10 protein-coding genes are annotated in these 12,077 nt (G+C 60.5%); 3 read left to right on the top strand and 7 right to left on the bottom strand.

The features are described from left to right. Positions 1 to 561 precede the first annotated feature (561 nt). Positions 562 to 843 (top strand): DUF6124 family protein, encoded by a 282-nt coding sequence (locus AC3WJW_RS18295; protein ID WP_493726887.1) that lies wholly within the window; start codon positions 562 to 564, stop codon positions 841 to 843. 144 nt (positions 844 to 987) lie between these two features. Continuing rightward, entirely contained in the window at positions 988 to 2,334 is a 1,347-nt protein-coding gene (locus AC3WJW_RS18290) for a Fic family protein (protein WP_493726886.1), read from the top strand. A gap of 49 nt (positions 2,335 to 2,383) precedes the next feature. Here the strand turns inward: AC3WJW_RS18290 and AC3WJW_RS18285 are convergent, their stop codons facing one another. From AC3WJW_RS18285 to plsB, 3 genes are all read right to left on the bottom strand, one after another. Then, positions 2,384 to 3,073, bottom strand: a complete 690-nt coding sequence (locus AC3WJW_RS18285; protein ID WP_204930197.1) for a DUF4197 domain-containing protein — start codon at positions 3,071 to 3,073, stop codon at positions 2,384 to 2,386. A 24-nt stretch (positions 3,074 to 3,097) separates the two neighbouring features. Next, complete coding sequence (locus tag AC3WJW_RS18280; RefSeq protein WP_007990311.1) at positions 3,098 to 3,496, bottom strand: YbaY family lipoprotein; 399 nt, start codon at positions 3,494 to 3,496, stop codon at positions 3,098 to 3,100. Between the two features lie 149 nt (positions 3,497 to 3,645). After that, entirely contained in the window at positions 3,646 to 6,147 is a 2,502-nt protein-coding gene (gene plsB / locus AC3WJW_RS18275) for a glycerol-3-phosphate 1-O-acyltransferase PlsB (RefSeq protein ID WP_493726885.1), read from the bottom strand. A 236-nt stretch (positions 6,148 to 6,383) separates the two neighbouring features. On the opposite strand from plsB, the gene AC3WJW_RS18270 reads away from it, so the two are divergent. Continuing rightward, positions 6,384 to 6,593 carry a cold-shock protein gene (locus tag AC3WJW_RS18270; RefSeq protein WP_493726884.1) on the top strand — a complete coding sequence of 70 codons (210 nt, stop codon included), beginning with the start codon at positions 6,384 to 6,386 and terminating at the stop codon, positions 6,591 to 6,593. 92 nt (positions 6,594 to 6,685) lie between these two features. On the opposite strand, the gene AC3WJW_RS18265 is transcribed toward AC3WJW_RS18270, so the two are convergent. The 4 genes from AC3WJW_RS18265 to AC3WJW_RS18250 all read right to left on the bottom strand — a co-directional run bounded on the left by AC3WJW_RS18265 (position 6,686) and on the right by AC3WJW_RS18250 (position 11,935). Next, positions 6,686 to 7,063, bottom strand: a complete 378-nt coding sequence (locus tag AC3WJW_RS18265) for a hypothetical protein (RefSeq protein ID WP_007978418.1) — start codon at positions 7,061 to 7,063, stop codon at positions 6,686 to 6,688. Between the two features lie 84 nt (positions 7,064 to 7,147). After that, positions 7,148 to 7,957, bottom strand: coding sequence for a putative RNA methyltransferase (locus AC3WJW_RS18260; protein WP_493726883.1), 810 nt, complete (start codon positions 7,955 to 7,957; stop codon positions 7,148 to 7,150). Beyond that, positions 7,957 to 9,108: a succinyl-diaminopimelate desuccinylase gene (dapE, locus tag AC3WJW_RS18255; RefSeq protein WP_493726882.1), complete on the bottom strand. Its 1,152-nt coding sequence runs from the start codon at positions 9,106 to 9,108 to the stop codon at positions 7,957 to 7,959. The genes AC3WJW_RS18260 and dapE overlap by 1 nt, the downstream gene beginning before the upstream one ends. Before the next feature lie 235 nt (positions 9,109 to 9,343). Continuing rightward, positions 9,344 to 11,935 (bottom strand): glycosyltransferase, encoded by a 2,592-nt coding sequence (locus AC3WJW_RS18250; RefSeq protein WP_493726881.1) that lies wholly within the window; start codon positions 11,933 to 11,935, stop codon positions 9,344 to 9,346. Positions 11,936 to 12,077: the final 142 nt, after the last annotated feature.

Below are 12,077 nucleotides of genomic sequence, written 5' to 3'. Positions count from 1 at the left end.
CCGGCATTCATCCGGGGGCATCGCCTCCGGTCGGCTTCGCTTCGACCTCCTCTCGATGTGTTCGGCTTCGCCGAACGGCGCTGCGCGCCCACCCCCGGATGAACGCCTCCACTCAGCCTGCCGAGGGGGCGGGTAGATCAAAAGCTGCAGGCGAGCTAACGCTCGGCCTGATGAGTGGTGAGAAGCGTCTGTGTACGCCGATCTGCCTTTGCTCTTCTGTGGGAGCGAGCCTGCTCGCGAAGGCGGCCTGACAGCCGACCAATTTCTTTCAGATGTACTCGGTCAAATTGTGGGAGCGGGCTTGCCCGCGAAGGCGTCCTGCCAGCCAACCAATTTCTTTCAGGTGTCCCCGGCCCAACTGTGGGAGCGAGCTTGCTCGCGATGGCTGCCCAACAGTCAACAACGTTTACCGCCAAAGCCAACCATTCAGACCATTCCCACAAGACTTTCAGCTTGCCCGTCAGAAGCACGATCTCTAGCCTTTCTCCGTCGCTGCCAATTCAGCGACCGGGACTGCAAGCCCGCGAATAGTCGTTAGGCGCCTACTTTGGGAGCTTCGCAATGATCAAAGACAGTCCTGATTACTCTGCCTCTGAATCCGAGAAACAAACGAGAACTTCAAACCGCCCCTGCCCAATTTTCACTATCCACCCAGGCGTCGACTCCGAAACCTTGCTGGTCCATGCCTACGAAACCCTCGCTTCAGCCAATGTAATGGCAACCGAACTGTCGTCCATCCTGACCGGCCCAACCTGCAATCTGGCACTCGGCATTCAGCAGATGATTGTCCTGGCGCAACTATCAGTGAATCGCGTCCTCGATCAGTTGGATCAGCAGCAATAGCAATAGGAAGAAGCCCGCTGAACCTGTACCCATCAGCGGGCCTTCATTATTCCTACATTTATCTCGGACCCGTCTGATATTGAGGCTCATGAGCCCAGGTGTTGTACTCAAACCCCGGTTTTTTGAATGTTTGAGACAGTGCGTATGAAGAATCCACCCAAGTTGCGGGGACGGACCGACCCGGTGTTTGATCGGCTAGGGCAGTCGCCTCACAAGGAACGCCTCTCGGATTACTTGGCTCTGCTCAAGCCCCTGGACGATCAGGGGCGTTATCTGCCATTCGATGCGTTGCGCTATCGCTGGGCGCCGGGTCTGGATCCCAGTTTGTGCTGGGCCTTGGTCAAGAAAGCCCGGACGGCGCAGTATTCGAGTCTTTTGCCATTGGGTGATCCGGTGCGGTGGCTGCAATTCGTGCTGACGCCGCTGGCGCAAAAGGCTATTTCCGCGGTAGACCGGCAAACCACTACGGCCGTGCTGGAGTACATGACCAGCCAGATCGGCGAGCGTGCGCACTTCAGCTATTTGCTCAATGACCTGATTGAAGATGAAGCCATCAGTAGCAGCCAGCTCGAAGGCGCGGCAACCACGACACGAGTGGCCAAGGACATGCTCAAGCGTCATCGCCTGCCGCGTACGCCGGACGAGCGAATGGTCATCGGTAATTTCAAGATGATGAACTTCGCCTGGGAGCAGCGCTACGAGCCTCTGAGCGTGGAGTTGATCGCGGCGATGCACCGCGTTGGCGTCGAGGGCATCGATGATTCGCAGTATTCGCCGGGGGTGTTCAGAAGCCGTGATGATGTCGTGGTGCAGGATGGCGAGGGCAACACCGTTCATACACCACCGCCCGCAGCAGGCATTGGGTTGCGTTTGCAGGCGCTGGCGCAATGGATCAACCATTCCCATAACAACCTCCATCAAGCGGATTACCTTCATCCTTTGATCAAAGGCATCGCTCTGCATTTTGCCTTGGGTTATGAGCATCCTTTTCGTGACGGCAACGGTCGGGTCGCGCGGGCGCTGTTTTACTGGTTCATGTTCAAGAATGACTTCTCGGCGTTCCGCTACATCGCGATCAGCGTCTTGTTACGCAATGCACCGGTGAAGTACGGGCGCTCATACCTGGATACCGAGGCGGATGATCTGGATCTGACGTATTTCATCGATTTCCAGTGTTCGGTGGTGCTGCGTGCCGTGGGCAGTTTTACCGAGGCGTATCGGAAAAGTCTGGTTGATGCCGAGTGCTTTGATCGATGGTTGCGGGAAAGTGGTTTTCTCGAGCAACTCACGGAGAATCAGCGGGCCGTGTTTCAAGTGGCCAAGAGCGGAATGGCCAAGGAATTTACTGCGGTCAATGTGAAGGAAAACCTGGGGTGCTCTTACAACACGGCATCAGCCACATTGAATGGGCTGGTCGAGTTGAAGTTATTTGAGAAACGGAAGATGGGGCAGGAATGGGTGTTTTTTCTACGACCTGCCTCCGTGACCTGAACCAATGTGGGAGCGGGCAGGCCCACTCCCACAGGGTTTTTGTTGTGGCTTAGAGCGTACCGAACACCTTCTTCGCCAAACTGGTCGCCGCCGCCGCCGGATTCTGGCGGATGGTTTCTTCCTGTTTGCCGATCATTTCGAACAAGCCGTTCAACGCCTGCTCGGTGACGTAGTTTTCGACGTTGGCGTTTTTCGCATCCACTACGCCCATGGTCGCCGCTTGCCCGGCGAACGAGTTGTACTGCTGGGCCAGGCCCACCTTGTCGGTGGCTTGCTTGACGATCGGCAGGAACTTGGCGCGGATCTGCTCGCGGCTGGTCTTGTTCAGGTATTGGGTGGCCGAGTCGTTGCCGCCGCTGAGGATGCCCTTGGCGTCTTCCACGGTCATTTTCTTCACGGCATCGACGAGGATTGGCTGGGCCTGGGTCACGGCGGTTTCGGCCGCCTTGTTCATGCTGGCTTCCAGTTCATCGACCTGGTCACCCATGCCGAACTGTTTCATTTTGCTGGCGACCTTGCCCAGTTTGCCCGGCAGTTCGATTTTCACCTCCGGGTTGTTGCTGAACCCACCCGGGGTACCTAGCTGTTTTACGGCCAGTTGCGCGCCTTGGGTCAGCGCGTCCTTGAGCCCGCCAGTGGCGTCTTTCTGCGACAGGTCGCTAAGGGACAGCGCCAGGGCGCTGGCAGAGATCATCAAACCTGCGCACAGGCCGGCAAAGCGGAGGGTAGGGCGGAGCATGGCAACTTCCTTTTTCAAAGGTATTTAGCGGGCCGCGTCAACGCGGACCTTCAGCGGTTGTGGATCGGTGCCGTCCAGGCGTACAGCGTGATTTTCGGTGGTAATGAACATCAGCTTACCGTCGACTTCGATACGCGCGCTGACTGAGTAACGATGACCCGGTTTGACCTGTGCCGGATCGTAACTCAGATGGAACGGTAGCGGCACTTGGCCTTTGACCTGGCCTTTCTGTTCGTCGAGGACCACGGCCGGTGCGTCGGCGAGCGACACATCCTGCAAGCTGACGCTCAGGGTGGCGGTGGGCGGCAGGGCGCTGCGTTGCAGGTAGAAGACTTCACCGTCGAGGCTGGTTTTCGCCGCAGGTTGAATCGACTGGCATGCACCGAGCAGGGTGCTCATTGCCAGGATAGAGAGTTTTTTCATCGGAGATCTCCGTATCGAAGGCGCCAGAAGCAGCCTGGCGCCTGTAGAAATGTGGGAGCGGGCTTGCTCGCGAAGTCGGTGTATCAGACAACAGAGATGTTGCATTTCACACCGCTTTCGCGAGCAAGCCCGCTCCCACAGGTTCTGCATCAGGCCTGTGGCGCTGGGACCGCTTGATCCGCCGCATCTTCACTGCGATGCAGCGCCACCTGGCGGATCGACAAACGAATCTCCGCCGGCAATACGCGCTTGGCCGCGCCTTCGGCCAGTTCACCGAGCAGTTCGTGATAGCTCAGCTTGCCCGCTTCATCGCGCTTGAGCACGTCAAGGTCGAGCAGGGTCTGGATGAAGTGGCGGAACAGGCTCTTGTCGAAGAATTCCGGGGCGTTCAGGCCATGCAGGATCGACAGGCGCTGGGCCATGACCGTGCACAGGTCTTCCAGCTCTTCGGCGCTGATGCTGTTCTGGCCGCTGTTGAGCAGCAGGGACACGGTCATGTAGAAGCGCTGCAGGGTCTGGGCGATGCTTTTCGACAGCAGCGTCAGCAGCACGAAATGTCGCGAGCTTGGCGCCGGGCGCAGGTACACATCGTTCTCGAAACGCAGCAGGCCTTGCTCGACGAAGGCCTCCAGCCATTGGTCGATCACCGCATCCAGTTCGTCCAGCGACCAGCGAATGAACAACTCCGCTTGCAGGTACGGGTACAGCGCGCGGGTGTAGCGCAGGATCTGTTCGCGGTTCATGCGTGACGCGCTCTGGAAGAAGCTCGCGAGCAGCGCCGGCAGGGCGAAGATGTGCAATACGTTGTTGCGGTAGTAGGTCATCAGGACGGCGTTCTGTTCGTCCAGATACAGAATCTTGCCCAGGGCATCGCTCTGCTCGGACAGCAGGTCCATGTCCTTCACGTGCTCGATCAACGCCCGGCCGTCACCGTCCGGCAGGGTGGTGTGCGGCGAGTACGGCACCTTGCGCAGCAGCGCCAGATACAGGTCGAGCACCCGTGCCATGGCGCGGTCGTCCAGGGCCAGGCGGCTGGTGGACAGCAGCGCCAGGGCGACGAGGTTGACCGGGTTGATCGCTGCCGCTTCGTTCAGATGCCGGGCGACCTTCTCGCCGAGGCGGTTGGTGGTTTCACTGAGCCAGGCCGGTCTGAACTGCGGACCGAGTTCCTGTTGGCGCCAGTCCGGCTGTTCGCTGTCGAGGAATTCCGCGAGTTTGATCGGCTCGCCGAAGTTCACCGCTACCTGGCCGAAGCGCTGCTTGAGTGCGCCGATGACTTTGAAGATGTCGAAGATCGATTCTTTCTTCTTGGCCGCACCGCGCAACTCGCCGAGGTAGGTCCGGCCTTCGAGTACGCGCTCGTAGCCGATGTACACCGGCACGAAGACGATGGGCATGCGCGATGAGCGCAGGAAGCTGCGCAGGGTGATCGCCAGCATCCCGGTTTTCGGTTGCAGCATGCGCCCGGTGCGCGAACGGCCACCCTCGACGAAATACTCCACCGGGAAGCCCTTGGTGAACAGGGTGTGCAGGTATTCGTTGAACACCGAGGTGTACAGCGGGTTGCCCTTGAACGTCCGGCGCATGAAGAACGCGCCGCCACGACGCAGCAGGCCGCCGATCACCGGCATGTTCAGGTTGATCCCGGCGGCGATGTGCGGCGGGGTCAGGCCGTTGCGGAACAGCAGGTAGGACAACAGCAGATAATCGATATGGCTGCGGTGACAGGGTACGTAGATCACTTCGTGACCCTGGGCGACCTTCTGCACGCCTTCGATGTGGTTGACCTTGATCCCGTCGTAGATCTTGTTCCAGAACCAGCTCAGCACCACTTCCATAAAACGGATGGCCGTGTAGGTGTAGTCCGAGGCGATTTCGTTGCCATAGCGCAGGGCCTGGGCCTTGGCTTTTTCCGGTGAAATGTTCTCGCGTTCGGCTTCGTCGAGGATCGCTTGTCTGACCTGCGGCTGGTTCAGCAGACCCTTGACCAGGTTGCGACGGTGGGAAATGTCCGGGCCGATCACCGCCGCCTTCAGGTTGCGAAAGTGCACCCGCAGGATGCGCTGGGCCATGCGCACGGTGCGCTCGTGGCCCTTGTTGTGCTCGATCAGTTCGCGCAGGTGGATCGGAGCGGAGAACTGCACGCGGGTCTTGCGTCCCAGCACGATGACGCTCAGCAAGCGACGCAGGCGCCCGGTCACTGCCCAGCTATCGGCGAACAGGAGTTTCCATGGGCTGTTTTCGCTATCCGGCGACTGGCCCCAGAACACGCTGACCGGAATGATTTGCGCGTCTTCGGCGGCGTTCTGGCTCAGGGCGCTGACCAGGCGGGTCAGTGTCGGCGGGGCGCCGCGCTTGTCCTGGCGGCCGAGCCAGTCAGGATCGGGAGTCAGGTAGAAGAACGCGGCCGGTTCCAGCAGGTTGCCCACCGATACTGGCAGCACCGGGCGCGGCAGGCCGGCCTTGCTGCATTCGGTGTCGACCACGGCAAGGTCTGTCAGCGAAGGGTTTTGCAGGACGTAGAACACCGGACGACTGCGGTCGAGGTTGAGGGTGAACGACGACTGGTTGATCGTCTCCGAGCGAACCCAGAGGTACAGCAGTCGGCGCAGGGTGCCAAACACAAGACGGCGGAACGGGGAACGGGTCATACGGCTTCTGCGTGAGTGAATGAAACCAAGCGTTTGCTTGGGAGGGCGATAGTGTGCCGGATTCGTCGAAAATCGGCAAAAAAGCGCGTAAGTAAACTCTTGTTGAGAGTTTTAGCGTCTGTCATATACTCGGCGCTCTGTCGCCGTTGCCCTTATGGGACCGGTATGCGCAGGCTGACGTTCCCGAGGCTTTCCTGCGAAAAGCCCGATCAATAATAAAAAGGGAGTATGAACAAATGGCAACACGCGAAACCGGCAAAGTGAAGTGGTTCAACGACGCCAAGGGCTACGGCTTCATTCAGCGCGATGATGGGGTGGACGTGTTCGTGCACTACCGCACGATTCGCGGTGAGGGGCACCGTTCACTGACCGAAGGTCAGCAGGTTGAGTATGCGGTGGTCGAAGGGCAGAAGGGGCTGCAGGCTGAGGATGTTGTGGGGCTGTAACCTTCAAGATCAAAAGATCGCAGCCTGCGGCAGCTCCTACAGGTGTACACATGACCCTGTAGGAGCTGCCGCAGGCTGCGATCTTTTTGCTTTTAAGCGGTTTTCCAGGTGATCTCTTCTTCACCATCGGCGCTGATGCGAATCCAGCGGTCCGCGGTCTCTTCACCTTCTTCCTCGACCCAGGTTCCCGGCGCGCAACGCACTTCGACGTTCAGCGCGGCAAACGCGGCGCGAGCGCAGGCGATGTCGTCGTCCCATGGGGTCTGGTCGCTTTCCAGGTACAGGCTGTTCCACTTGCCGACCGCTTTTGGCAGCCAGGTCACCGGCACGTTGCCGGCCTTGCACTTGTAGGTCTGGCCCTTCTGCACCCAATCCGAACACGGGCCAAGTGCCGCGCCGAGCCAGGCGGCAATGGCTTTGTGATCGACGTCGGCGTCTTTCAGGTAAATCTCGATATCGGGCTGGCGCATGGATGTCCTCACTGCGGGTCTGAAAAATCCATTCGCGGATTTAGCCGGCCTTGAGCCGTTGCCCAAGACCAAAAATGTTTGAAGTTATTGAAGAACGAAATAATCGTAGCGCATCGACACGGTGACCTCGAACGGCTCGGCCTGCTCGATAACGGCAGCACGGCGTTCGGCACTGGCGCGCCAGCCGTGGGGCGTCATGGCCAGCAGGTTCGCCCGGTCCTGACCACTGTGGAGCGCCAGCTTGAATTCCAGGGTTTCGCTGTGCGCCAGCGCCATGCCTTCCGGCACCAGGTCCAGGTGCTTGTCGTCGATGTACTCGCGGACTTCATCGTACAGCCGCTCGCGCAATTCCATCAGGTGGCCGCTGGTCGGCCCGACTTTCATCAGGCCGCCGCCGACGCTGAGCAGACGTTTGGCTTCTTCCCAGTCCAGCGGGCTGAAGACGCTGGCGAGGAACTGGCAACTGCCGGAAGCCAACGGCACCCGCGCCATGCTGGCGATCAACCAGGTGAGCTGCGGGTTGCGTTTGCAGGCGCGTTTGACCGCTTCGCGGGAGATGTCCAGAGCATAACCTTCGGCATCCGGCAGCGCCTCGGCGATCTGCGCGGTGTAGTAGCCCTCGCCACAACCGATGTCCAGCCAGCGCTGCGGCGCATAGCTGGCTGCCAGCTCCGCCAGACGCCTGGCCACCGGCGCATAGTGCCCGGCATTCAGGAAGTCACGGCGGGCTTCGACCATCGCCTGGTTATCCCCGGGGTCGCGGCTGTTCTTGTGCTGCACCGGCAGCAGGTTCAGGTAACCCTGGCGCGCACGGTCGAACCGGTGCCCGGCGGGGCAGACCACACCGTTGTCCACCGCGTTGAGCGGTGAGCTGCAGATAGGGCAGGCAAGCATCAGGCGAGCAACTTGATCAGGGTCTGGTAGTAGATTTCGGTCAGCACATCGAGGTCGGCTGCCAGCACGCGCTCGTTGACCTGGTGGATGGTCGCGTTGACCGGGCCCAGCTCAACCACCTGCGTGCCCATGGTCGCGATGAAGCGCCCGTCGGAAGTGCCGCCGCTGGTGGACGCCTTGGTGTCGCGCCCGGTGATGTCCTTGATGCTCGACGACACCGCGTCCAACAGCGCGCCTGGCTCGGTGAGGAACGGCAGACCGGACAAGGCCCAGTCGACGTGCCAGTCCAGGCCATGCTTGTCGAGGATGTCGGCGACGCGCTTTTGCAGGCCCTCGACCGTGGACTCGGTGGAGAAACGGAAGTTGAACACCGCCACCAGGTCACCCGGGATCACGTTGGTCGCACCGGTACCGGAGTTGACGTTGGAGATCTGGAAACTGGTCGGCGGGAAGAAATCGTTGCCGTGGTCCCAATGCTCGGCGGCCAGTTCTGCGAGGGCCGGAGCGGCGAGGTGGATCGGGTTCTTCGCCAGGTGCGGGTAAGCCACGTGACCTTGCACGCCGCGTACGGTCAGCTTGGCGCCGAGGGAGCCGCGACGGCCGTTCTTGACCACGTCACCCACCAGGGTGGTGCTCGACGGTTCGCCGACGATGCACCAGTCCAGGCGCTCCTTGCGCGCGGCGAGGCGTTCGATCACTGCCTTGGTGCCGTGGTGCGCCGGGCCTTCTTCATCGCTGGTGATCAGGAACGCGACTTTGCCCTTGTGGTTCGGGTAGTCGGCGACAAAACGCTCGGACGCGACGGTCATGGCGGCGAGGCTGCCTTTCATGTCGGCGGCGCCACGGCCGCAGAGCATGCCGTGTTCGTCGATCAGCGCGTTGAACGGTTCGATCTGCCAGGCGGTCACCGGGCCGGTCGGGACCACGTCGGTGTGGCCGGCGAAGCACAGCACCGGACCGTCGTCCTGGCCGTGGGTGGCCCAGAAGTTATCCACATCTTCGATGCGCATCGGTTCCAGGGTGAAACCGGCATCGCCCAGGCGCTGCATCATCTGCTTCTGGCAATCGGCGTCGATCGGTGTCACGGACGGACGGCGGATCAGGTCGATGGCGAGTTGAAGGGTCGGCGAAAGGTCGGCGTGGGCCGTCATGGAAAACTCCGGAAAACTTGAAATTGGGCATGGGCTACTGTGGGAGCGAGCTTGCTCGCGATAGCGGTGTGTCAGTCAACATAAACATTGATTGTTACACCGTAATCGCGAGCAAGCTCGCTCCCACAGGTATTGGGTCGGCTGGCAAACCGTACTCCGCCAAGCCCCGCAAAATGGCGGTTATCTTAAAGCAAAACGGCGACCATTGGCCGCCGTTTAGTGTATCCACGGATATTTAGACGACAGGTGCCGTTTCAGGCTCGGCGGCCGGTTTCGGCAGCGACGACAGGAACGCCATGATCAGCGCCGCCAGATACGGCAGCGACTGCACCAACAGCATGGTGACCCAGAAGCGCATGTCATTGCTCGGCATGCCGTTGACCAGATAAATCCCCAGCGCCGCGCTCCACAACAGCAGCATGATGAACAACTCTTCGCGCGCTTCGGAAATCGCTACCCAGAAACCATGGTTGTCGGCGTTTTTCGGCGTGCGGAAGAACGGAATGCTGCTGGTGAAGAAGCCGTACAGCACCGCTTTGGCGATGGTGTGAGACAACGCCAGACCGGCCAGCGCCGCGCAGAAGGCATCCTTCAAATTGACCCCGACCGCACGACGGTAGAGGAAGATGATCTTGGCCACCTTGAACACGAACAGCGCCAACGGCGGGATTGCGAAGATCAGCAGCGGTGGATCGACCCGTTGCGGCACGATGATCATTGCCGCCGACCACAACAGCGCACCGACGGTGAAGAAGATGTTCATGCCGTCCGCCACCCACGGCAACCAGCCTGCGAGGAAGTGGTAGCGCTGGCCGCGGGTCAGCTCGGTGTCCTTGCCGCGCAGCAGGCTGGCGGTGTGGCGCTTGATGATCTGAATCGCTCCGTAGGCCCAGCGGAAACGCTGTTTCTTGAAGTCGATGAAGGTATCGGGCATCAGGCCTTTGCCGTAGCTGGTGTGGTAGTACGCCGCCGACAGGCCTTTCTCGAATACGCGCAGGCCCAGCTCGGCGTCTTCACAGATACACCAGTCGGCCCAGCCCAGTTCTTCGAGCACCGAGCGGCGGGTCATGGTCATGGTGCCGTGCTGGATGATCGCGTCGCGGTCGTTGCGGGTGACCATGCCGATATGGAAGAAGCCTTTGTATTCCGCGTAGCAGAGCTTCTTGAACGTGCTTTCGTTCTGGTCGCGGTAATCCTGCGGCGACTGCACCACGGCGATTTTCGGGTCGGCGAAGTGCGGCACCATGTGCTTGAGCCAGTTGCGGTCGACGCAGTAGTCCGAGTCGATCACGGCAATCACTTCGGCGTCCTTGGCGGTGTGCGGAATCAGGTAGTTCAGCGCGCCGCCCTTGAAGCCGGCCAGCGGTGCCACGTGGAAGAACTTGAAGCGCGGGCCGAGGGTTTCGCAATAATCGCGCACCGGTTCCCAGACCGCCGGTTCCTTGGTGTTGTTGTCGATGATCAGGACTTCGAAATCCGGATAGTCGAGGTTGGCCAAGGCGTTGAGGGTCTGTTTGACCATCTCCGGCGGCTCGTTGTAGCAGGGCACGTGAATCGACACTTTCGGGCGGTAGCCGGAATCGCCTTCCACCGGCAGGAACTCGCGGCGGCGCTTGTGCACCCACACCGCTTCGGCCAGTTCATGGGCTTCGGTCAGCAGCACGATGAACACCCCGAGCGCACCGAGGGCGAGCAGGAAACCCACCGTCAGGCTGAACCAGGTGCTGTATTGCAGGCTGTAGTCGTAACCGATCCACACCAGCACCGAACCACAGAGGAACGCAATGAAGGTCAGGAAGGTGCGACCACGCTGGCGCAGGGCCGAGCCGTCGATCATCAGCAGGGTCAGCGACAACAGTGCCAATACCACCGAACCAACGGCCAGTACGCGCCACTGCGGAATCGCCACCACCGGGCCTTCGAAGTTGAACTTCTGCTGGCGCGCGGCGTTGAACACGCCCCAGTAGGCGCCTACGGAACCTTCGTCACTGGCTTTCCACGGCTGGTCAAAGGCTTCGATCACGAAGTAGTTGAAGCCCTGGCGATTGAGCTTGTTTACCAGGGTTCGCAGGTAGATCGCCTGGTCTGCCGGTGAGGCATCGGCGCCACCGCGCATGCGGCCGTTGCTCGGCCAGCCCACTTCGGACAGCAGCAGCGGCTTTTTCGGGAACATCTTTTTCAGGTCGCGGGCGCGGTCGAGGACGAACTGCTGGGCCTTGTCCACTGGAATGAATTCCCAGTAAGGCAGGACGTGCGCGGCGATCAGGTCGACGTGCTTGGCCAGTTCCGGGTGTTCTTCCCAGACGTGCCATTGTTCGGACGTGGTCACTGGTACCTTCACCGCGGCGCGCACGCGATCGAGCATCACGCTCAGTTCGGCGGCGGTGATTTCCTTGCGGAAGATCGCTTCGTTGCCCACCACCACACGAACCACGCTGCGCGAGGAATTGGCGATTTCGATGGCGCGGGTGATTTCCCGTTCGTTGCGTTCCTGGTCCGGGCTGATCCAGATCCCCAGTGTCACCCGCAAGCCGAACTCTTCCGCCAGTTTCGGGATGTCTTGCAGGGTGCCGTCGACCGAGTAAATGCGGATGTTGTCCGTCAGCTTGCTCATGATCTCCAGGTCGCGACGCATTTGATCGTCGGTCGGGTACTGGTCTTTCTGCGGGAACTGGCCCTGCTGGAATGGCGAGTAGGAGAAGCCGGAGATCTGTTCAGGCCAGTTGGGGGCGGTGACCGGACGGTTGATCAGCGCCCAGAAGCCGGTAAACAAGGCTGCGATGGCGAGCACCACGACCAGGTTGAGTCCAAATTTACGCGATGACATAGCTATTTCGGGTTCCAAAGACTGTGGAACGGAGGAACGGTTGGCCGTCGCCAAGGGGCGCGCATCCTATACCGGGCATTCTCTAGTCCTACAGCGGACAGGGAATTGCCGGACGTTGGGCAATTTGATTTCGTTAAAGTTC

This window comes from Pseudomonas sp. GW821-FHT07G06 (assembly GCF_058986625.1).
This window is presented reverse-complemented; position numbering and strand designations above follow the sequence as displayed.

Bases quoted from the DNA above. Each gene is read 5' to 3' on its own strand.
- AC3WJW_RS18295 (WP_493726887.1), top strand. From the start codon at position 562: ATGATCAAAGACAGTCCTGATTACTCTGCCTCTGAATCCGAGAAACAA.
- AC3WJW_RS18290 (WP_493726886.1), top strand. From the start codon at position 988: ATGAAGAATCCACCCAAGTTGCGGGGACGGACCGACCCGGTGTTTGAT.
- AC3WJW_RS18285 (WP_204930197.1), bottom strand. From the start codon at position 3,073: ATGCTCCGCCCTACCCTCCGCTTTGCCGGCCTGTGCGCAGGTTTGATG.
- AC3WJW_RS18280 (WP_007990311.1), bottom strand. From the start codon at position 3,496: ATGAAAAAACTCTCTATCCTGGCAATGAGCACCCTGCTCGGTGCATGC.
- plsB (WP_493726885.1), bottom strand. From the start codon at position 6,147: ATGACCCGTTCCCCGTTCCGCCGTCTTGTGTTTGGCACCCTGCGCCGA.
- AC3WJW_RS18270 (WP_493726884.1), top strand. From the start codon at position 6,384: ATGGCAACACGCGAAACCGGCAAAGTGAAGTGGTTCAACGACGCCAAG.
- AC3WJW_RS18265 (WP_007978418.1), bottom strand. From the start codon at position 7,063: ATGCGCCAGCCCGATATCGAGATTTACCTGAAAGACGCCGACGTCGAT.
- AC3WJW_RS18260 (WP_493726883.1), bottom strand. From the start codon at position 7,957: ATGCTTGCCTGCCCTATCTGCAGCTCACCGCTCAACGCGGTGGACAAC.
- dapE (WP_493726882.1), bottom strand. From the start codon at position 9,108: ATGACGGCCCACGCCGACCTTTCGCCGACCCTTCAACTCGCCATCGAC.
- AC3WJW_RS18250 (WP_493726881.1), bottom strand. From the start codon at position 11,935: ATGTCATCGCGTAAATTTGGACTCAACCTGGTCGTGGTGCTCGCCATC.